A 22,850-nucleotide genomic window follows, 5' to 3' on the forward strand; every position below is an offset into this window, starting at 1 on the left:
TTTTCCGTTTTTAATATATCAAATAGAGGCTACATTTGCACGTATATCTCTATCAGAGCACAAATAACGGACTTTTTTTTTATATTTCCTTACTCTTTAATGAATATTTTATACCTACTTATGCAAACGATGGTAGCAGATATAGTATTTCTTTACCTTTTTGGAGAGCAATGAGATATTCAACATATCCGATGCTTCGGCTATATTTTTGATAGTGCCGTCCTTATAAATGATATCAATACTGTCATCTGCCGGTTCGTACATATTCTTTTCGATGCTGGGGGTAGAAACAAAATAGTTCGCTTCGGAAAGTGAGATGTCTAGTTGCTGGCTTATTTGCAAAGTTAATTCTTTTTTTCGTTCTTCGCTAATGGGGTCAGGAGAAATTTCAACTTTGAAAATATTGCGGTTGATCATTCCAAGGCTAAGTGTGGAGAGCACTTTATCCGGATGATTACTCCATACTTTAAGAGAGGTCCAGATGTCATTGTCGTCCAACTGGATAAAATTCTCCAGACATTCAGGATCATTACGAAATGTATCGGGACTGATATTGTTGTACAAAAAGAAATGAAACGCTGGTGAGGCGAATAACTCTACTCCCTGGCTGGCAAGTTCCTTAGCACGCAATAAGGTACTGATAAGCATCCGCTCATAGGCAACTGAGGTTTTATGCAGATATACTTGCCAGTACATCAAACGACGGGCTGTAAGAAAGTTTTCGATCGAGTAGATGCCTTTGGATTCAACAACGAGGTGGTCATCGGCCACATCAAGCATCTTGATGATACGGGCTGAACCGATATTCCCTTCTGTGACGCCGGTATAGAAACTGTCACGACGCAGATAGTCCAGACGGTCCATATCGAGTTGTCCACTGACAAGTTGGTGAAGGAAACGTTTGGGATATTCGTCTTTGAATATCTGGATGGCAAGGCTGAGTTGTCCGTTCATTTCCTTGTTCATGCGTTCCATAAGCATGAGGGAAATCTCTTCGTGAGACACATCCTTCACGATGGTGTCTTCGAGTACATGTGAGAAAGGACCATGACCGATATCGTGTAACAGGATAGCTGCTTGTACAGCTTCCGCTTCACTGTCAAAGATAAAGTTTCCTTTAGAAGCAAGCTGCATGATAGCTTCGCTCATCAGATGGAAAGCACCTAATGAATGTTGGAAGCGAGTATGCTGTGCTCCGGGATATACCACGGACGACAAACCTACCTGTTTAATACGGGTTAAACGTTGTAAAAGGGGATGCCGTACGATATCGTACAGAAGCCCCTTCGGTATGTTGATAAATCCAAATACAGGATCGTTTATTATCTTTCTTTCGTAAGTCATAAGGGAGTGATCACTCTTTTCAGCTCTTTTTCCATTTGCATTTGTACTTCCTGTGCTGCTTTTCTTGCGGCTTCTGCAAATTTTTCTGTTTTATCTACATAGATAATACCACGAGAAGAATTTACGATTAGCCCGCAGCTACTGTTCATACCATATTTACATACTTCTTCGAGTGAACCGCCTTGTGCTCCTACGCCTGGTACAAGCAGGAAGTGGTTGGGAACGATTTTGCGAATGTCTTCAAAAGCACGTCCTTGAGTAGCACCTACTACATACATCATTTGTTCGTCATTGGCCCATTCTTGTGATTTACGCAGCACTTTTTCGAAGAGACGCTCACCATTGGGATCTTCTGTCAGCTGAAAGTCATGTGAACCCTTGTTACTGGTAAGAGCGAGAAGGATTACCCATTTGCCTTCGTAAGTGAGAAATGGTGTTACGCTATCTTCACCCATATATGGGGCTACTGTGACAGAGTCTATGTTCAGTTCTTCAAAAAATGTACGGGCATACATAGCAGATGTATTACCGATATCACCACGTTTTGCATCTGCAATGATGAATTGGTCCGGATAATTTTCTTTGATGTATTTTACTGTTTTCTCAAAGGCAATCCAACCTTTTACACCCATGCTCTCATAGAAAGCTAAATTGGGTTTGTAAGCAATACACAGGTCGGCAGTTGCGTCAATTATTGCTTTATTAAAAGCGAAGATAGGATCTTCTTCTTTGAGAAGATGTTCAGGTATTTTCTTGATATCTGTGTCGAGACCAACGCAGAGGAATGATTTCTTATGTTTAATGTTCTCAAATAATTCTAATTTGTTCATTTTGAAATGGGGATTAAGGGTTAATGATTAGTGAGTAGTGATTAGTGCTATGCAGTGTAATAGCGCAGCCACTTATCACTACTCACTAATCGCTACTCACTATTTGCTAAAGTTCGCTTTCTTTAAGTCGTTCTGTATTCTCTGCTACCGTCAATTTATCGATGCACTCCTGGATATCTCCGTCCATGAAAGCAGCCAGATTATAGATGGTATAGTTGATACGGTGATCGGTAATGCGGCCTTGCGGATAGTTGTAAGTACGGATTTTGGCAGAACGGTCACCTGTAGAAACCATTGTCTTACGTTTGGAGGCAATGTCGTCAACATACTTTTGGTGCTCTTTATCATAGATAAATGTGCGCAGACGGGCAAGGGCACGTTCTTTGTTTTTGGGTTGGTCACGGGTTTCAGTACATTCAATAAGTATCTCTTCGGCCACGCCTGTATTTGGATTTTTCCAGATATAACGCAAGCGAACACCGGATTCAACCTTATTTACGTTCTGACCACCGGCACCACCGGAACGGAAAGTGTCCCATTTAATTTCTCCTTCGTTGATAACAACATCAAACTCTTCGGCTTCGGGAAGTACAGCTACAGAAGCAGCAGAGGTATGTACACGTCCTTGTGTTTCGGTAGCAGGTACACGTTGTACCCGATGTACACCGGACTCGTATTTCATAGTTCCGTATACATTATCTCCCGTAATGCTACAAATAATTTCTTTATATCCACCTGCAGCTCCTTCATTGGCACTGGATACTTCTAATTTCCAACCCTTAGTTTCACAGAACTTGGCATACATACGGAAAAGATCACCTGCGAAAATTGCAGCTTCATCACCACCCGTACCGCCACGAATCTCAAGAATGGCATTCTTACTGTCTTGCGGATCGGCAGGTACAAGCAATAGTTTGATTTCCTCCTCCAATTCGGGCAGACGCTCCTGACTCTTATCCAGCTCTTCTTTAGCCATTTCACGCATTTCAGCATCCGATTCATTAGAAAGTATATCTTTGGCTTCGTCGATATTGGCCAGGGTCTGTATATATTCCTTGCGGGCCTTCATCAGGTCGTCAAGTTCTTTATATTCTTTGGTTAGTTTTACATAACGCTTCTGATCGGCAATCACTGCCGGGTCGGTGATGAGGGTAGATACTTCCTCAAAACGGGCTACGAGGCCGTCTAGTTTCTCTAATATGTTATTGTTATCTATCATAAGAATAGGGAATAATGTGCTAATTCAATAATGTGCTAATATGCCAATTGGCTGCGTTATAACGATATACTGCGGATGGATACATTGAATACCATTATTAATTGGCACATTACTTAATTGGCACATTATTTAATATCTGAATTCTCCGAATTCACTCTTTATTATCAGTTCTTTTTTATCACTCTCTTCAATACGTCCTACAATCTGTGCCGGGATACCGAACGATTCGCTGATGGCAATCACCTCTGCGGCATGTTCGGAAGAGATATATACTTCAAGGCGATGACCCATATTGAATACTTTATACATCTCTGCCCAGTCTGTTCCGCTTTGTTCCTGGATAGTCTTAAACAGGGGAGGAACAGGGAATAGATTGTCTTTTATTACACGTACCTGATCAACAAAGTGCAGCACTTTGGTTTGTGCACCACCCGAACAATGTACCATACCATGGATATCGGGACGTAAAGCATCCAACAACTTTTTCACAACCGGAGCATATGTGCGGGTGGGAGAAAGAACTAACTTTCCGGCATTAACAGGAGAACCTGCCACTTCGTCTGTCAGCTTCAGTCCACCTGAATAAACAAGCTCTTCGGGAACACCTGCATCATAACTCTCAGGATATTTTTCTGCCAGGTATTTGGAGAACACATCATGGCGGGCACTGGTCAATCCATTGCTACCCATACCCCCGTTATATTCTTTTTCGTAAGTAGCCTGTCCGTAAGAGGCGAGGCCTACAATTACATCACCCGGACGGATATTGGCATTATCAATAACATCGGAACGTTTCATGCGGCAGGTGACAGTACTGTCTACAATGATAGTACGTACAAGATCACCCACATCGGCGGTTTCACCACCTGTTGCATATACACCTACCCCCATTTCACGGAGCTCGGCAAGTAACTCATCTGTACCGTTGATGATTGCAGAAATAACTTCTCCGGGAATGAGAAGTTTATTACGTCCGATGGTAGATGATACGAGAATATTATCAACAGCTCCTACACAAAGTAGGTCGTCGATATTCATAATCAGTGCGTCCTGTGCAATGCCTTTCCATACGGAGAGATCACCTGTCTCTTTCCAGTACATATAAGCCAGAGAAGATTTCGTTCCGGCACCGTCGGCATGCATAATGTTACAATACTCCGGGTCTCCTCCCAGGATATCAGGAATAATTTTACAGAATGCCTGAGGAAAGATACCTTTGTCAATGTTTTTGATGGCATTGTGCACATCTTCTTTTGATGCGCTAACGCCCCGCATCATGTATCGTTGATTACTCATGAGTTATAGGATTTTGTATACGGCGGCAAAAGTACGGCTTTTTTTTTGTACGGACAAGTTAATAAGTTAACAAGTTGACCAGTTAATCAGTTAACCGGAACACAAGTCATATTTAACAGGTCGTTTTTGGGGTGTTAGCAGGTAGAAATAAGAGATTACAATAAAACGCAGATTAACGCTGATTCTCGCAAAAAGATAAACTTTCAATCTGCGATAATTGGCGTTAATCTGCGTTTTAATCGAATTGCTGTCTGACTTAATAAAGCTACTCTATAGCTTCCCGTTCTTTCAGCAACTAACTCTTTTTAATTCAAAATTTCACTTCCGGAGCTGCTTCAGTACCTTCGGCTGCTTCAAAATAAACATGTTTATCGAAACCAAACATACCTGCAAACAAGCTTTTTGGGAAACGGCGGATAGCTGTATTATATGCCTGTGCTGCATTGTTGAAATTAGTACGTGCTACATTGATGCGATTTTCAGTGCCTTCCAGTTGGGCTTGAAGTTCAAGAAAGTTTTGATTGGCTTTCAAATCAGGATAGTTTTCTGTAATAGCAAGTAATTTGCCTAATGCTGAAGTTACTGCTCCCTGTGCTTTCTGATATGCTGCTAATTTTTCGGGAGTAAGATCACTTGCATTGACCTGCATCTGAGTAGCTTTACTACGTGCTTCTACTACACCTTCAAGTGTTTCTTTCTCGTGCGAAGCGTATCCTTTTACAGTGTTTACCAGGTTGGGGATGAGGTCGGCACGGCGTTGATACTGTGTTTCTACATTTGCCCACTGGCTATTTACGTTCTCGTCCATTGTAACCAATCCGTTGTACATACTGACAGCCCATATAACGATAACTGCCACTACTGCAATGATAATGATAATTGATTTCTTCATTTTTTTCTTTGTTATTATTGTATTTTCATTTTTTATTTCTATCTCTTGCTCTCTATAGGGGAACACAAAGTATTAAAAACGTGAGCCGGCTCCGCCGCCGCCACCCATTCCACCACCGAAGCTGCCTCCACTGAAACCGCCTCCACCGCCACTGAAGCTACCGCCTCCGAAACCGCCGATGAACGGACCTCCGCCACCTCTGCCTCCTCCGTGATAGTCATTGTCGTATGACTGCTGACGGCGTACCACTGTGTACCCGCAGTTACGGCAGGTATATATTACATCTTCTACTTTTACTCCATTGCGTCTGGATATCAGTGTACTGCCTGTACGTTGTAATTTATGTTTCCCGCACTGAGGACAACGGGTACTTGCTCTTATGGCCAGTATACTGATGACGGATGCTACTCCGATGAAACCTATGATTGCCAATAGGATTGCCAGTCCGGAAATCTCATTTTCGTCGGAGGTATTCTCATTTTCCATTGAACCATCAAGGCGTTGGCACACAGCGCGTACACCATTCACCATCCCTTCGTTCCAGTTCTCTACTTTCAGATAAGGAATCATTGATTTCGTTTGTATTCGTTTGCAGATTGCATCCGGCAAATCGCCTTCCAGCCCATAACCAGTATAGAATTGTATGCAACGTTGGTCGGTCACTAAGAGAATAACCAATCCGTTATTCTTTCCTTTTTTCCCGACTCCCCATTTATTGAGTAGTTGGTGAGCGAACTCAAAACAATCTTCCGAACCGATGGAAGGTACTACGGCAACTACCGTCTCTATACCTGTCGTTTCTTCCAGATTGTAAAGCATACGATCAATACTGTCACATGCGGCTTGTGACAAGATACCGGCAGGATTGCATACATATTGAAATTTATTCTGTAAATGTACTTTGGGGATGTTGTCTACTGTGTATATCTTTTCTTGTGCTTGCAAGGGCAGATAGAACAGCGTAAGAAGTATAAAAGTGAGTATTTGCTTCATAATGGTCTTTATTATTGCCACAAATATAGCTACTATTCTCTTTTATTCGATATATTTGTCAACGAAGTTTTTTACCCGGTTCGTGTATTCTGTTTTGTTCTCTTTATAAGAGACAGCATGTGTAGCTCCCGGGACGATCCAAAGCTCTTTTGGATCCGCTTTTGCTTCATAAAGAGGATAAACCATCCATGTGGGTACATAAGTATCTTTATCACCGTGTATAAAGAACATGGGAAGTTCTGCTTTTTCTACTTGTTTCAGTGAAGATGCTTCTTTAAAGTTCCATCCGTATTTTTGTGCGCAAAGCCAGCTTGTAGTGTACATCAAAGGGAATTTGGGCAGGTGGAATGATGATTTCAATTCGTGTGAAAATTCATCCCATACGCTGGTATAGCCACAATCCTCGACAAAGCATCGTACGAACTCCGGTTGTTCTTCTCCGGCCACCATCATAGTGGTGGCACCACCCATTGAAATGCCATGAACTACCATTTGTGTACTATCGCCATAAATATGATTAGCTACGTGCATCCATTGCATTACATCGAGCCGGTCTTTCCAGCCCATCTGTATGGCAGGACCACTGCTCTCGCCCTGATGTTGTAAGTCCGGCAGAAGAGTGTTAAATTGCAGGTCATGATTATACAGATAACCAATCATAAACATACGTATGGCATTATCGGTATAGCCATGTACAATAACAGCTGTTTTCTTTGTTGGTTTGGGAGCTGCAATATAATATGCATGTAACCGTATCCCTTCGGGATTTAGGATGAATGTATCTCTCAGGGCATTTACCTTGTTAAGACTGTCCACCCAGGGGCGCAGGAAGGGGTAGTTAGAGTACATGTACTCGTATGAATCGGCATCTTTGGCGCGTATCTTTGCATTGGGGGTTAATGAGAAGTTAAGCATATAATAACTTCCACCGACAGTACAACCAGTAAGCACCAGCAAAAAAATAATTGCACCTATTATCCAGTTCTTTTTTGTTTCCTTCCTCATATAATAATTACTTATGCCATATCTCCCAGGCTGCAAATGCTTGCAGAAGGAGCATTTCTAATCCGTTTTTTGTAATAGCGCCCCGCTCTTCTCCTTTTTTCATGAAAAGCGTAACGTTTGGATTATATAACAAATCGTAGAGTAAATGGTTTGGTGTGAGATATTCGTAAGGAATGTTGGGACAAAAATCAACTTTGGGATACATGCCTACAGGAGTACAGTTAACGATAACTGTATATTCGGCCATAACTTCAGGGGTTAGCTCTTCATAAGTCAACATACCCGGTTTGTGTGTACGCGAAACGAATACACTTTCAATACCCAGATTTTTTAGTCCGTGAAATACAGCTTTGGATGCACCACCTGTACCCAGAAGCAAAGCTTTCTTGTGTGAAGGAAGTAATAACGGTTGTATAGACTGTGTAAAACCAATAATATCGGAGTTATAGCCAACCAACTTAACTTTACCTTTGGGCTGGCGGATTATTTTGATAACGTTTACTGCACCGATTTTGGCAGTGTCCGGATCCAAAGAATCCAGAAACGGAATCACTTGTTCTTTGTAGGGAATTGTTACGTTTAATCCTGATAGATTAGGGTTTTCTTCAATGACTTCCATGAAGTCATTAATACTGGGGATTTCGAAATTCACATACTCAGCATCAACCCCTTCTGAGCGGAACTTTTCGTTGAAATATCCGATAGAGAACGAATGTTTCAACGGATAACCAATTAAACCGTACTTTTGCATAGAATTAATAATTATTTAATATGCCAATGTGTCAATTACTGTGTGCCACATCTTTTTTTGTTATTTGTAGTAGCGCATTGGTATATTATTTGGTTGCTGTATAAAGTGTACAGATGCCGAATGTCAGTCGCCGAAACTGTACCTGACTAAATCCTGCTTTCGATATAATGTCCGTCATGATTTCGCCTTGCGGGAAAACTTTGATGGTTTGTGGCAGGTAGTGGTAAGCACTGTTGTCTTTAGAAAATAATTTGCCTAAAACAGGGATGACAATTTTGGAGTAAATAGCAAATAGTTGTTTCATTGGGAAACGGTCAGGGGTTGTTAACTCCAGTATCACCAAGTGTCCTCCGGGAGTGAGTACACGGCACATTTCGGAAAGTCCTTTATCCAGATCCTCAAAATTACGAATGCCAAAGGCTACAGTGATAGCGTCAAAACTGTTATCAGCGAACGAGAGGGAGGTACAGTCTTCACGGGCAAAAGATATTTTATCTGCGAGACCTTCCTTTTTTACCTTTTCACGCCCCACATTCATCATACCTTCAGAGATATCCGTTCCGATAAGCTGCCTGGGCTGGAGCATACGGCAGGAGAGGATAGCAAAGTCACCAGTACCGGTAGCTACATCCATGATACGCTGCGGGTGGAAAGGACGTAACCAGTTGATCGCTTTACGTCGCCAGCTTTTGTCGATGCCCAGTGAGAGGGTATGATTAAGCATGTCATACGCAGGAGCGATGTTGTCGAACATTTGTTCTACCTGTTCACTTTTTTTGCCATCTGTGGCGTAAGGCTTGATTTGTTCCTGGGGGTAATTCATATTTAATTGAAAATTGAAAGTTAAAAATTGAAAGTTGAAAGTTGAGAATTGGAAGTTGCTATGCAGTATAATAGCGCAGCTAATTTTCAACTTTCAACTTTCGATTTTCAACTATTTTAAGAACGTAGAAACATTCTTAAATATACGTTCTGTTATATTGCTCGTATCTTCCTTAACAAATTTTTCTCCGGTGATGTTTTCGAAAAGTTCGATATAGCGGTCACTAATGCTTTGTACGATTTCCGGTGTCATTTCAGGTACTTTTTGTCCGTCTTTACCCTGGAATCCGTTCTCCATTAACCATTCGCGTACGAATTCTTTAGAGAGTTGTTTTTGTGCTTCACCTTTTTCAAAACGCTCCTGGTAACCTTCTGAGTAGAAATAACGGCTTGAATCGGGAGTGTGGATCTCATCCATCAGGTAGATAGTACCATTGTGTTTACCAAATTCATACTTCGTATCAACGAGTATTAACCCACGTTCAGCTGCGATTTCTGTTCCGCGTTTGAAGAGTGCCAGTGTATATTTTTCAAGGATTTCGTATTCTTCAGGGGTAGCCAGACCTTGTTTCAGGATTTCTTCTTTGGAGATATCCTCGTCATGCAATCCCATTTCTGCTTTGGTAGTAGGAGTTACGATTGGTTCCGGGAATTTTTCATTTTCGCGCATTCCATCCGGAAGTTTTACTCCACAGATTTCGCGTACACCACTTTTGTAAGTACGCCATGCACTACCACAAAGATAACCACGTACAATCATTTCAACAGGAAAACCTTCGCAAAGTACACCTACCGTAACCATTGGGTCAGGAGTAGCAAGTTTCCAGTTCGGGCAGATGTCAGTTGTTGCATCAAGGAATTTGGCAGCAATCTGGTTCAGCATTTGCCCTTTGTAAGGAATACCTTCAGGCAGCACTACATCAAAGGCCGAAATACGGTCGGTAGCTACCATCACAAGTTTTTCACCGTTGATGTTATAAACATCACGTACTTTTCCGTGATACACGCTTTTCTGTCCCGGAAAGTTGAATTCAGTTTTAGTTAATGCTTTCATCTTATCTAATTTACAATTTATTCCCTACGGTCATGACCATCATTTTATTATAACTATAGGTATGTTGACGATTCACTATTTACGACTGGAGTCAGACTAATTTACGAGAGGATTTTGGTATCGGGCTCGGGCTTATTTTTTTTAGCTTTGGGCTTGTTACCGGTTACCTCTGCATTCTCGCTTGTGGCTCTTAGTTCTTCTCTTGCCGCCTTTTTTTCTTTGTCAAACCTTTCATAGGCATCTACAATACGCTCTACTAATTTATGGCGTACGATATCTTTTTTGTTTAGTTCGACAAAACTGATCCCTTTAACCCCTTTCAATATACGGAGTGCCTGTACTAAACCCGATGTTTGTGAAGTGGGGAGGTCGATCTGTGTCATATCTCCGGTCACAATCATCTTGGTGTTCATGCCCATACGGGTAAGAAACATTTTTATCTGTTGAGTAGTCGTATTTTGCGCTTCGTCCAGAATCACGACGGCATCATTCAGTGTACGTCCGCGCATGAAGGCGAGCGGAGCGATCTGGATGATATTAAGTTCCATATATTCTTTTAGCTTTGCGGCAGGAATCATATCTTGCAAGGCATCATAAAGAGGTTGCAAATACGGATCTATCTTCTCCTTCATATCACCGGGAAGAAAACCTAATTTTTCACCGGCTTCTACGGCAGGGCGGCTGAGGATTATTTTTTTGATTTCTTTATTTTTAAGTGCACGAACGGCGAGCGCTATCGCTGTGTAAGTTTTTCCCGACCCAGCGGGACCGATGGCAAACACCATGTCGTTTTTAGCAAACCCTTGTACTAATTTCAGTTGGTTTTCACTGCGGGGGATAATAGGTTTTCCGGTTACACTGAATACAATCACATTTCCCGTCTGTTCAGCCTGCGGAGCGTTTCCTTTGATAATGTCGATAATAACTTCTTCTTTCAATGAGTTATATTCGGCACAATATTTCTCAAGTTTGATGATATTTTCTTCGAAGGCACACATTTCTTCCTCGTCGCCCAGAACTTTAATAACATTGCCGCGGGCAACAATGCGTAGCTTTGGATATAAAGCTTTAATTAACTGTATGTTGGCGTTGTTTACACCGTAAAAAATAACCGGATCAATATCCTCAAGAACAATCAGTTTTTCTATCATTGAGCTGTATTAAAGAAAAATATCCGCAAATTTAGTGAAAAGGTTTGGATACTTTAGATGTTCTGGCAGAATAAATTTACAACGTATGGTTACGAGTGCTTCCCACACGGGGAGGTTCGGCAGGCGATATTTGATTAAAACACAGATGAACGCAAATTTTCGCAAAGGTAGAGACTTTAGAGATAGAATAACACCTTTTTTAATCTGCGTCAATTCGCATTAATCTGCATTTCATCAGATAAATAGAACTCTGTGTACTCTGTGGTGAGCCTTGCTCATTATCTTGTTGTGATATGGAAGCAACCTTGCTTCAGCTCATATTTTATATAGCATTTATCTTTTTTTCTCAGGTCGCGCAAAACTTCCGACAATACAAGTTTCAATGTGTCTGCACTGACATCCTGTAAAGGTCGTCCGTCTTCGTCTTCGATTTTTTTGAAGCGTTTCCAGCTCACATCGAATGTTGTTCCATAGAAATGGGCCGAGTTTTTTGATGCGTTGATATTTCTGCGTCTCAAACGTTTTACATCATCTTCTGTGCGGAGGACAGAAGTAATGACTATTTGATTTGGGTTTAATCCTTTTGCAGTGAGTGAATCAAGAAAATTGCTTCCTATCGTGTTAAGTAAGTCACTGGCGCGTGGTACCAGGAAAGGAATGGAATGTGTAAGTGAATCAACGGTATAGCAGTCATTGCTTTTGATATGTACCAGCTTTTCCTTCATTCGTTCAGCTTCTTCTCGTGAAGTTAACGGGCGAATTCCTAAACTTTGTGCTGCTTTAAGGTGAATATCGTTCAGATCGCCAAATGAACGTTTATAACTGATGCCCCCTTTTATATTTCGTGGCTCGTTTAGTTTGAGCGATTTGTCTTTTTCCTTGCATCCGGCAAGACTTATGAGAGTTATAAATAAGAATAAATAGACTGGATAATGATGAAAACGCATGATAAATTCTATTTCTAATTTAATAATGTGCCAATAGCCAATTCAGCTGTACATACATTGCGCAGCCAATTGGCACATTGGCACATTAATTATATTGGCACATTACTTTTTCTTTTCTTCTTCTTTGCTATCCGGGTTTATAATTCCCTTCATAGTTTCTCCAATCGGTAGTTTATCGAGAACTCCCAGACTTGGTGCTACCGTTTTCACCAGCGAACTAAGGAAATTGCCTGTACTACCGTTTCCTCCGTCGAATACTGTGATATTTCCCAGATTCATATGTTCAAATGCTTTTACCTGTTCACCGGCAATTTCTTTCCACTGGTCTACCATCTTATATTGGATGGCGATAGCCGGGTTAGATTCTGCTGCACGCACCATGGCTTCGAAACCTTCTGCTTCTGCCAGCAACGAACGTTTTTTACCTTCCGCTTCTGCCTCCAGCTTCATCTGAATGGCTTTTGCTTCTGCTTCTGCTTGTGCTAATGTAGCTTTAGCGCGAGCCTCTGCTTCGCGGGTTATTTTTTCTGCCACAGCTTCTGCTTGCAGGATAGCTTCTTGTCGGGCTACTTCTGCCGGTACTATTTTTTCAGCTTTCAATGATGATTCCACCTTTTTAGCTTTGGCTTCTTCCACTTCTTTCTGTGCAGTCTCACGGGCTGTTTGCACGGCAGCTTCTGATCTTGCAGCAGCTTCTCCAGCTTCTCTATCAGCATTAGCTTGTGTTACAGCCAGTTCTGCGTCTGATTTGGCAACTTCTTTTTGCGCTTCATTTCGCCCGATAGCTGCTTTTTTGGCAGCTTCTGCCTGTTTAATTTCCATGTCAGAATTTAATTCTGCCACGCGACTTTCCTTTTCCGTATTTGCCTGTTCGATACGTATGTTCTTATCTGCTTCCGCTTTTGCCACCTGTGCCTCTTTTTCGGCATTGGCTATTGCTACTTGTGAGATACGGTCTTTGTCTGCATTAGCAACTGAAATTTCCTGTAGTTTCTTTGTTTCGGCAATGGCGATGTCCTGGTCTTTACGGGTTTCGGCAACTTTTGTTTCGCGTTCTTTTATCTGAGTTGCAATTTTGATAGCACCCAGTTTTTCCTGCTCTTCGATGTTTGCTTGTGCTTCGTTCAATGCCTTACTTTCAGCTTCTTTACCCAGATTGACAATGTAGTTGGCTGCATCACGAATATCACTGATATTGATATTCATCAGATATAAACCGAATTTACGCAGTTCAGTATCAATGTTATCTTTTACTTTTGACAAGAATTTGTCACGGTCAGAGTTCAGTTCTTCAATTGTCATGTCGGCAATAACCAGACGCATCTGTCCGTATACCACATCTGTAATCAAGTTCTGTTTATCATCCATTGTAAGGCCCAGCATACGCTCTGCTGCATTCTGCATTACTTCGTGATCAGTACTGATAGCTACAGTAATAGTGGTTGGTACATCTACACGGATATTTTGTGCTGATAGTGCTCCTGTTAGTTTGCAGTCTATCTGCATTGGCTTCATTGACAGGAATTCATATCCTTGCAAGATAGGCCATACGAAGGCAGCACCACCATGATAGAGTTTTGCCGATCTTTTGTCTTTACCCGTTTTTCCGTAAACTACGAGTACTTCGTCACTTTTACATTTACGGTAGCGGGAAAGGATTCCGATAAACGTAAGTAGGATAACTGCCACCAGAATAGCAGCCATAATCATCATTTCCTGAGTCATGTTATTTGAGTTTTTAAGTTATTTGAGTTTCTGAGTTATTGAGATTTTCATTGTCCACTGTCCATTGTCCACTGTCAACTGTCCATTGTCAACTAATATAAAGTGTTCCTTCTTTATAAGAAGCAATGACAACTTTATCTCCTGTTTGGTAGTTTTTTGTTGATTCAGATATAACATCTACCTCTCTCATAGCACCATCACGGTTCACCTGTACTGTATACTTTCCTTCACCCCGGCTGAAGTAGATAGTACATTCCCGCCCTACAAGCTGTTCCGTTTTTTCTGAGTGATTGTCTTGCTGTAACTGATAGGCTTTTTTATAGAGATACCACACAGCAAATACGAATAGCAATCCGACGAGTATACCAATAATATATGCCGTAGCATCCGTACTTTTTTGCAGATACATATACCATCCGAATCCGATACCAAAATGGGTCAATCCTTTAAAAGAGACTACACTGCCTATGTCTGTGTCAATATCTGCGTCAGCATCAAAATCACCGAAAAAGATGGATAAGATAAACTGAATGGCGAAAATACCTGTCGTGACAAGTGCGATGATTAGAAAAATATTACTACTCATGGCGTTCAATATATTTAATGTATTATGTATCGTTGCCTCAAAGATAAATAAATTGATCTGAATTATAGTAATCAAAAATGAAAATGATATTTTTTTTTATTTATCTTTGTTCCATTGTACCGCAAACAAAATAAAGGCACGTACTATTTTATGAAGAAGGAATCTTTATTAGCGTTCTTATTAGGGAGTATTATCACTTGTTTGTTGAATGCAACTCCCGTTTCCAATGATGCAGAATTGTATCACCTTTATGCTCTTGCCAGTAAAAATCTGAATTATAGTAGTTCTGTTCCGGATGAATGTATTATTGAACTTTGTACAAAAGTAGAAAAACGAACTCGTGATGCCGGAGATTACGACAATATGTTCCGTGTTCAATTGATAGAAGTCAATGCCAATTGTTTAAGAGGAACAGTTGGTTTGGCTGTGAGTAAGGCTCAGCAGATGTATAAGTTGGCCCGTGATTTAAATTCCGATTTGGGAAAAGCATTAGCCATACAAGCTATGGGCATTACTTTTATGCATTCCAATGAAAGTAAACAGGCTTATACAGCTTTCTTGGAGGCTGAAGAAAAGTTGCAGGATTTGAATGATGATGATTTAAAAATCCGTTTATTAATACAGCAGATGCACGTCTGTACTCTTTTGGAAAAAATGGAGGAGTTACAGCATTATCTGATTGAGGCCGGCAAATTGCTCGACAAAGTTGATTTGCAAAATAAGGGTGATTATATATTTTATCTTAAATGTTATCAGGCTTTTTATAATCTTGGCATAAAAAATCTGGAACAATCCCGTTTGAGCTTGAAGCAAGTAGAAGAGTTGAGGTTGGCTGACGTAGCTTTTGATCGGTGGTATTATAATATTGCTTCTCGTTTTTATGAATTATCAGGAGAGTATGCAGAGGCTCTCACATACTGTGATTCTATTGTAACAGTGGTGTTGAAAAACGGGAATATGAATGAATATAAATATGTACTTATTGACAAGGCTGTTCTGTTGGAGAAATTAGGAGCAAGAAAAGAGGCCTGTAATATGTATGATAGAGCATTCAATTTGTCTGATTCATTGAATATGGTATATTATTCACAGCAAATAGATTCTTTGCATGTTGCCTATTGGGTTGACCAGATGGAATTAGAAAATGCAGCCATGCATAATAAGATGCTGACCTGGATTCTTTTATTTTCATTTGTTATTTTAATAGTTGCTGTTTTACTTGTTTACATATCCCTTAAAAAGAACAAACGACTGGAACTGTCACGGGAGAAGTTAGAGAAAACCCGGCAGGAGACAGCATATTCTATTCAATCCAAGAATCTTTTTCTTTCGAATATGAGTCACGAACTGCGTACCCCTCTGAACGCTATTGTAGGGTTTGCTAATTTGCTTGCTTCTGAGAGTATATTAGATAATGAAACCCGCCAACAATGTGGTGATCTGATTAAACAAAATTCCGAATTGTTATTGAAGTTATTCCATGATGTGGCGGACTTATCAGCATTAAAGGAAGATAATATTCGTTTTACGTTTGAACATTGCGACGTATTGGTTCTGTGTGCAAATGTGATTGATACAGTGGAAAAAGTGAAGCGTACTTCAGCTGCCATTAGTTTCGAGACTTCTTTGGATAGTTTGGATGTTTATACAGATTCCGGACGTTTACAACAAGTACTTATTAACCTTCTTATTAATGCTACTAAATTTACGCAGGAAGGTCGGATCGTGTTGAAGCTTGATAAAGATGAAGAACGTCGGGAAGCCATATTTACTATTGAAGATACAGGGTGTGGTATTCCATTGGAAAAACAACCACATATATTTGAACGTTTCGAAAAATTGCACGAAGGTGTACAGGGTGCTGGGTTGGGACTTTCTATTTGTCAGTTGATTATTGAAAATATAGGAGGAAAAATCTGGATTGATTCTTCGTATACCGATGGTACCCGCTTTGTTTTTACTCATCCTCTCAATAATGAACGCCAATAAGTATTCTAATATGAAAACAATGATTACTATTTTTTTAGTCTTGCTGTTTGCTGGCTTTTGTATAAAGTCATATGCTGAAAGCGGTTCCGAAAAAGAGAAAATGATATTACTTCACCAGTTGAGTAAAACTCAGGCTAATGATACCACCCGTCTTGAAATTCTGAATAAATTAACACGGACAGTCAGCAGTCCTTTGGTTGAATTGTATTATATCCAAAGGCTTTTGGAGGAAGCAAAAGCTATGAAAAATGACCGGTATATTTGTAGGGCTTATCTTGCATTTATGTTTATGGATTACAATAATTATAATCCGGAAGGGGTCAATCGTTGGATGAAGATGATGGAGCCGATTGCCCGAAAAGCAAAACTGTATACAGAACTGTTTGAAGGGAAGCGTTGTGTAGTTGATATGTTAATGGTTACATCAGAGTATGAGTTGGAAGAAAAAGAAGCAAACAAGATGTTGCAGGAGGCAAAAAAACTGAATAATCCTATTGGCATCACCCTTGCTTATCAATGCATGGCCAATATTTATCGTATAACATATAGAATTGAAGAAGCCGCTGATGTCTTAAAGAAAGCATATAAAGCAGCTTTGAAAATTAATGAAGGATATGTTATTGAAATAAACAGATCTCTTATTGCTACATATGAAGAGTTGAATGATTTTCCTAATTGGATTAAATGGATTAAAATACAAGATAATTATCTGAATCAGATTATTCGTAAAGAACCAGGTGCTGAAGCGAGGCTGAGAGGTTGGTTGATGATGACTTATATCTCCTATTTATCTTATTACACAAAAGTAGACTTATCACAGGCGGAAAAATATTTGCATTTGGCCGAGAAATATAATATGGTTGGTTATGGAACCTTTGATTACTACTATTCTCAGGCTCGCTATGATTATTTTCAGGCATCCGGACAACTGGAAAAGGCTCTGGCAGAGTTAGAACCATTGCGGGAGATTTTTAAGAAATCTTCTCCAAGTATGTATAGTACTATGAATTTCAGAAAAGCATTGATGCTTAACCAGCTAAATCGTATAGATGAGGCTTTGGTTATTTATAAACAGGCTTTTATGATCCGTGATTCTATCAATATAGCTACACTCAATAAACAGACAGAGCAATTAAAGAAAGATTATAATGCTGATTTACTCTTACTTGAAAAAGAGAAAATTGAGCATACTACTCAACTGGTATTCCTTATTTTGACAGGTGTTGTTTTTATCATCCTCATTATTTTTATTATTCATACTTATTGCATCAGAAAGCATCTCCATAAATCAGAAAGGGAGATGCGGCGGATGACAGAAGAAACAGAGCAAGCCAATGTTGCCAAAGAACTTTTTCTATCCACTATCAGCACGGCTATCAGCCGTCCGTTGAACGAAGTGGTGGATGGCTCTATGGCATTGGCTACTGATAATGTAATAGACATGGAGGAAAGGAAGAGAGTTTCCGAATTTATAGATAAGACTTCTACTAAATTGATGGAGCTGATTAACAATATCCTTGATCTCTCGAGACTTGAGGCCGGGATGATGAAATACAGAGAAGAAAATGTTGATCTTTTAATGGTTATCCGTAGCTGGCTCGACACTCTGCCTGATAGTATCCGGGAACGTTTGACTGTTTCACTTCCTCAGGGTGTTGCCTTTCCGGTTTATATAGATGTTGTGCGTCTGCAGGAGATTTTCAATAATGCAGTTCTGACATCTCCCGGTAAACTTTCTTTGATTATTGAAACTATAAAAGATGGAAGTTATATGCGGACATGTGTCACAGGTTCTATACTTTCCTCCGGGCAGCAGCTACAGGAAATAAGCATTGCCAATGAGGTGAACCGGCTATTGGCAGAACATTTTGGTGGATGTTATGAAGTGAGTCTGGAAAATAATTCTGTTTGTTTGATTATCCCTCTGTTGCAGAAATAAAAAAATCCCCACCCACTTACCACTATCTTCTCAGACGGTATTGGTAAGTGGAGTGAGGAACACAAACAAAACAAACAATATATTCTTGTTAAAAAGGGATGTTATCTCTCTTTTATAATCTTATATTTCAGGACATTCAATCACTATTTCCGAGTCAGAACATAGAGTAACAGGACATTTTTCGATAAGTGTCGTTAGATCAACTTCTACCCGGTCGAGAATAATATCATATGTGCTATTGATGAATTGCCTGATCTTTACAAGTCCTTTAAGTATCCTCTTGACGAGTTGGGCCGAACGCTCATAGGCGTACCAGTGACCATTTTCTTCGTACACATACACTTGCTGTGTGTTTTCCGATTCACGTGTTAGAATATCAAGCATTTCCATAATATTGTATTTTTGATTAATCGTTGATAACACTTCCGTTTGCATTTACATCCACATCACGTACGCAACGTATGGTTCTATCATAATTTCCATCATTATCTAAGAATAAAAGAAGTCCATTAAGTCCAAAATGTCTGCTTTCGTCATATTTCCAATGGGTACGCGTAAATCCTCTATTATTGTTATTTATTACATTACTTGCATTCTGAAGAAACATAATCATAAATTCACGTTGATTAGGAGCTCTCCATTTATGGCCACCTTCTGTGAGATCTTTGCATTTACTTAAATGATTTACTCCTATATCAAATAATGTGTACCAATCAGTATTTCGCCCTCCAATAAAAGTACTTGCCATTTGGAAAGCTTTATAAGGTCTGTTGATGTCATCGAAATTATCATGGAAATCTAATTCCCCCGTTGTTTTACCAGTTCTTTTGTTTTGACTGGTCAATTGGTCCATAATGAAAACCTTATTTTGGGAATTGTATGTATAGGCCGGAGATACTACTTTACTTTTTGCATCTTCATTGGATAATCCTAAATTGCGGACACATCTTAATAATTTAGGGTAGTTTTTTGAACCATAGCTGCTTATTCCTCCAAATGAACATCCTTCTTCCGCCCATATCTTTTGTTTATTACTTGTGATATAGTGATTATTTCCATCATCATACGTCACACTGCTAACAGATCTGTCATCAAATAGTGGTGATGGTAAACTTTTGGCTCCCAGAAACATGGATGCTAATTGATCTGTTGCTGGCAAATACCATTTCAATTCGTCCAGATCAATTCTGCCATCTCCGTTTTCATCTCTGTTTCTTGACAGACACTCGGCTATTGCAGCAACATCTTTCATTTTATAGGTATATTTGTAGTCATCAGATATGGAATAGTTCACAAAGTACTCCCAGGTCCTGTTTTTAGAACTTGTTGTTGTAAAGAAGTATTTGTTAGTATTCAAAAATCCGTTTCCACGATCACTGCTGTTACCATTCCCCCAATCGGGTGCTCCCGTTTCATTCACATGTTCCATTCCTAAAGCATTTCCATTGTTATTTAGTACTTCGGTACTGTAATACGTCTGGATAGATCTTTGCCTGAACATATGTGAAGCTTTAGAATAGCTACTTTCTTTATCAGCGCTATTTTTAGGGGACAAAAACAACATTAATTTACGATCATCCTGATTCACAAAATATCTCCATAAATGATTTTTATCAGGCCAGTTAGCTTTTGCCGGTGCTTCTGTATAATAGTACTCGTTAATGAAAATTGTGTAATAATACGTCTTTCCATCGTTTGGTTTACCTCGATCTTTCATATCATCTACCAATTGATACAAGTTAAAAGGACGATTCTTCTCTTCAGAGTTATATTGAGACAAAACTTTTTCTCCCGTCGTTCTCTGAAGTTGTATCCATTTATAATCGCCATTTTCTTGCGGAGTATTATCCAAAGCTCCGATTTTTCCTTTTACACTGTATACAGCATCCGCTGCGAAAGGCGACTGAATGATGAAGGACAGGTTTTCTACAACATCCTCATAAGTGAATCCTATATTGAAACAATTGTAATGTGCATCCAACGTATATACGCTGGTGGTAGCATCTACCACATCACCTTCAACTCCGGGACGGGCATCTGGATCATCTTCACCATCTTCTACTTCTACGATGATGCTTTCTACATCATTAATTGTGACGTTGTAGATGTATTTCTTGTTGCGTTCGCTTTTGAAGTTTGTGAATTCATTAGCACCTCCCCCTAAGTGGATAATATATCTTACATCGGCTGTTCTTATTCCATCTTCAGACTCTGTTTCAATATTCATCCTCGCTTTAATCTCTACATACGTGGCATTATTTTCTACGAACTTATATTCTCCGGTGTTAGTACCATCCGGATTCTTATATTCTTTTTCCCTGTCTTTGTAGGCAGTGAGAGTAGTATGATCTCTTGCTTCCATAATAGCCTCTTTCAGGTTCTCCTGCATGTAGAAGTTAAAAGCATAAAGTTTACCTTCATTATTATAAGTTGCTTGTAATTCACTATCTTTATATTCTGAAGCTACATATTGCTTGCTTTGATCTATTAGGTATGAACTTATAGGCACATTGAATACCTGCCAGCTTTTAAGTTCAAAACTTTCTATTTTTTCTCCCAAATTAATATTAAACGTAATGTGGGAATCGGAACGACGCAAAAGTAATGTTCCACTTAGTGCCTTATTGGTGGTGGGTATGTTGCAAGTACCTTCTTCTTTATCTGAAGTACTTGCACCTGTTGCCTGGAACTTACCGCTCATCAGTAAAGATGCAGAAGAACGAGCTATGTTACCATCATTATTCAGAGTTGTCGTTAAATCTTTTAAATCACTAACAGAATTAACTCTATCCAATTTACTTTTCAATTCGCCTTTTCTGTCCAATTCATTGTCGCCCACATTGGCTATGCCATAAATATAACTTTTTCCACTGGTGGTTTTTATTCCGGTTATTGTACCATTAGTTGGATTTTTTTGGTTACCGTTGGTATGTGTCAATGCATCTCCATCATAATAGTAACGGTTCTTAATATTTCCATTCGAATCAAAGATAAGCAGGTATAAATCATTTACCTGAAATTCGCCGGCATCACTTAAACGTGTATTGACCTTATCAATATTGGATGTCTGGAAATTGAAATCAACTTCTACAGGTATCCCTTCTTCTACCTGTTTTTCGTCTTGATAGGTTTCGTCTGTACAGGCTATACAGAAAAGAATTGCCAGTATAAGGCTGAATGTCTGTTTTGCGTATGCAAATATATTGTTTTGCTTTTTCATGCGTAAATTCTCCTTTAATTAATTAAATGGTGGTACATCTACATTAATATAGTCCCATCTTTCTACTTCGTAGCTACATTGAGTCTCTACATCAACATCCTGGCTTATACTTGTGATATTGAATTTATACCAATTGTTTCGAAGTATATCAAAGGTATCTCCTTTGCCGTTTACCTTAAAATCTATTCTGTAGGTTTTCTGTATTGTTTCCGAGAGTGATGTAGTCAGTTCACCTGTTATCTCAAGATAGGAAACTTGGTTGTCGCTTACACCTTTATTCTTATACTCGGGGAGGTAGATTTTATTTTGTATGCCAGCTTTTTGCTCACCGGTGGTTGCTGTAAATGTTATATTCTTCTTCGTTAAAACATTTTCAGGTATGGAAGGAATAGCCATTGTTTCGTCATTAACAGGGATACAGTATCCTTGTGTATTATAGCTACATACTTTGACTGTGTTTAATTTAAAGTGATCAAACCCAGTTCCACCATTCAGTGTTACGTCTACTTTTGCGATGGCTCGTATGAGTGATAAGCTTGCTTGATTGATATCCTTTTCCCGAATGGCAGCGAGGGAACAAGTACCCCACATCGGGATATACTTTTTATTGCTCTGTGTCGGAAATATCCAATCCTGACCAGGGGTATATGTATATCTTAATTGGTCGTATAAGGTATTTTTGTTTACTACCGAAGTCGGAGCCGTTATATTTCTTGCTGTCAAATTAGTAAGTACTATTATTTCTATGTTAGTCTGATCTTGGTAATCACTTTCCAGTACTCCAATGATGGTACGGGTAGCATTTCCATCCGTTCCGCTAATATATACTTTGCTGGCTTTTTCTATAAAAGAACCATTTTGACTGAAAACATATACATGTACATCATTTATATACTGTTCGCCTGCTGTACCGGCTTGAATGTCAGTTGAAGTAGCCTGTGGCATATTCAACGTGAGATGAACCTGAACCGGATTCTCTTGTTCTATAGGGTATTCTTCTATCAGCTCATTCTGTATACAGGATGTAGTAGCCAGGCAGAGGAATGCCAACAGACAATATGTTAGTTTTGAATATCTCATTGCTTTG

At 39.6% G+C, this 22,850-nt stretch carries 19 protein-coding genes; 2 read left to right on the forward strand and 17 right to left on the reverse strand.

Annotation, left to right across the window (positions count from 1 at the left end; genetic code table 11):
* Positions 1-114: 114 nt before the first annotated feature.
* The 14 genes from QX565_RS14445 to QX565_RS14510 all read right to left on the reverse strand — a co-directional run bounded on the left by QX565_RS14445 (position 115) and on the right by QX565_RS14510 (position 14,615).
* Positions 115-1,344 (reverse strand): HD domain-containing protein, encoded by a 1,230-nt coding sequence (locus tag QX565_RS14445; protein ID WP_221649293.1) that lies wholly within the window; start codon positions 1,342-1,344, stop codon positions 115-117.
* Positions 1,341-2,174 (reverse strand): orotidine-5'-phosphate decarboxylase, encoded by an 834-nt coding sequence (gene pyrF, locus QX565_RS14450; protein ID WP_289293224.1) that lies wholly within the window; start codon positions 2,172-2,174, stop codon positions 1,341-1,343. The genes QX565_RS14445 and pyrF overlap by 4 nt, the downstream gene beginning before the upstream one ends.
* Before the next feature lie 106 nt (positions 2,175-2,280).
* Positions 2,281-3,393, reverse strand: coding sequence for a peptide chain release factor 1 (gene prfA, locus QX565_RS14455; protein WP_221649295.1), 1,113 nt, complete (start codon positions 3,391-3,393; stop codon positions 2,281-2,283).
* Between the two features lie 129 nt (positions 3,394-3,522).
* Entirely contained in the window at positions 3,523-4,689 is a 1,167-nt protein-coding gene (locus QX565_RS14460; RefSeq protein ID WP_221649296.1) for an AIR synthase related protein, read from the reverse strand.
* Positions 4,690-4,999: 310 nt separating this feature from the next.
* Entirely contained in the window at positions 5,000-5,581 is a 582-nt protein-coding gene (locus QX565_RS14465; protein ID WP_221649297.1) for a LemA family protein, read from the reverse strand.
* A gap of 72 nt (positions 5,582-5,653) precedes the next feature.
* Complete coding sequence (locus tag QX565_RS14470) at positions 5,654-6,574, reverse strand: TPM domain-containing protein (RefSeq protein ID WP_289293226.1); 921 nt, start codon at positions 6,572-6,574, stop codon at positions 5,654-5,656.
* A 42-nt stretch (positions 6,575-6,616) separates the two neighbouring features.
* Positions 6,617-7,579, reverse strand: a complete 963-nt coding sequence (locus QX565_RS14475; protein ID WP_289293227.1) for an alpha/beta hydrolase — start codon at positions 7,577-7,579, stop codon at positions 6,617-6,619.
* A 7-nt stretch (positions 7,580-7,586) separates the two neighbouring features.
* Positions 7,587-8,330: a shikimate dehydrogenase family protein gene (locus tag QX565_RS14480; protein WP_002559399.1), complete on the reverse strand. Its 744-nt coding sequence runs from the start codon at positions 8,328-8,330 to the stop codon at positions 7,587-7,589.
* An 85-nt stretch (positions 8,331-8,415) separates the two neighbouring features.
* On the reverse strand, positions 8,416-9,153 hold the full coding sequence (gene ubiE, locus QX565_RS14485) for a bifunctional demethylmenaquinone methyltransferase/2-methoxy-6-polyprenyl-1,4-benzoquinol methylase UbiE (protein WP_221649300.1): 738 nt from the start codon (positions 9,151-9,153) through the stop codon (positions 8,416-8,418).
* Between the two features lie 111 nt (positions 9,154-9,264).
* Positions 9,265-10,206, reverse strand: coding sequence for a phosphoribosylaminoimidazolesuccinocarboxamide synthase (locus QX565_RS14490; protein WP_025866533.1), 942 nt, complete (start codon positions 10,204-10,206; stop codon positions 9,265-9,267).
* 101 nt (positions 10,207-10,307) lie between these two features.
* Entirely contained in the window at positions 10,308-11,357 is a 1,050-nt protein-coding gene (locus QX565_RS14495) for a PhoH family protein (RefSeq protein WP_221649301.1), read from the reverse strand.
* A 278-nt stretch (positions 11,358-11,635) separates the two neighbouring features.
* Positions 11,636-12,304, reverse strand: a complete 669-nt coding sequence (locus QX565_RS14500; RefSeq protein ID WP_289293228.1) for a DUF5715 family protein — start codon at positions 12,302-12,304, stop codon at positions 11,636-11,638.
* A 102-nt stretch (positions 12,305-12,406) separates the two neighbouring features.
* On the reverse strand, positions 12,407-14,029 hold the full coding sequence (locus QX565_RS14505) for a flotillin family protein (RefSeq protein WP_221649303.1): 1,623 nt from the start codon (positions 14,027-14,029) through the stop codon (positions 12,407-12,409).
* An 88-nt stretch (positions 14,030-14,117) separates the two neighbouring features.
* Entirely contained in the window at positions 14,118-14,615 is a 498-nt protein-coding gene (locus QX565_RS14510) for a hypothetical protein (protein ID WP_221649304.1), read from the reverse strand.
* Between the two features lie 150 nt (positions 14,616-14,765).
* Between QX565_RS14510 and QX565_RS14515 the strand changes: the two genes are divergently transcribed.
* On the forward strand, positions 14,766-16,604 hold the full coding sequence (locus tag QX565_RS14515) for a sensor histidine kinase (protein ID WP_221649305.1): 1,839 nt from the start codon (positions 14,766-14,768) through the stop codon (positions 16,602-16,604).
* Between the two features lie 10 nt (positions 16,605-16,614).
* On the forward strand, positions 16,615-18,543 hold the full coding sequence (locus QX565_RS14520) for a sensor histidine kinase (protein ID WP_289293229.1): 1,929 nt from the start codon (positions 16,615-16,617) through the stop codon (positions 18,541-18,543).
* Between the two features lie 120 nt (positions 18,544-18,663).
* Here QX565_RS14520 and QX565_RS14525 read toward each other — a convergent pair whose 3' ends face one another.
* From QX565_RS14525 to QX565_RS14535, 3 genes are read right to left on the reverse strand one after another with little or no spacing between them, the layout of a single operon-like run.
* Positions 18,664-18,933 carry a hypothetical protein gene (locus tag QX565_RS14525; protein ID WP_221649307.1) on the reverse strand — a complete coding sequence of 90 codons (270 nt, stop codon included), beginning with the start codon at positions 18,931-18,933 and terminating at the stop codon, positions 18,664-18,666.
* A gap of 16 nt (positions 18,934-18,949) precedes the next feature.
* Positions 18,950-21,763, reverse strand: a complete 2,814-nt coding sequence (locus tag QX565_RS14530; RefSeq protein WP_289293230.1) for a fimbrial protein — start codon at positions 21,761-21,763, stop codon at positions 18,950-18,952.
* A gap of 18 nt (positions 21,764-21,781) precedes the next feature.
* A complete protein-coding gene (locus tag QX565_RS14535; protein ID WP_289293231.1) occupies positions 21,782-22,843 on the reverse strand; it encodes a FimB/Mfa2 family fimbrial subunit in 1,062 nt (353 codons plus the stop codon).
* Between the last annotated feature and the right edge of the window lie 7 nt (positions 22,844-22,850).

This window comes from Bacteroides sp. 41_26 (genome assembly GCF_949740115.1).
Classification (GTDB): domain Bacteria; phylum Bacteroidota; class Bacteroidia; order Bacteroidales; family Bacteroidaceae; genus Bacteroides; species Bacteroides nordii.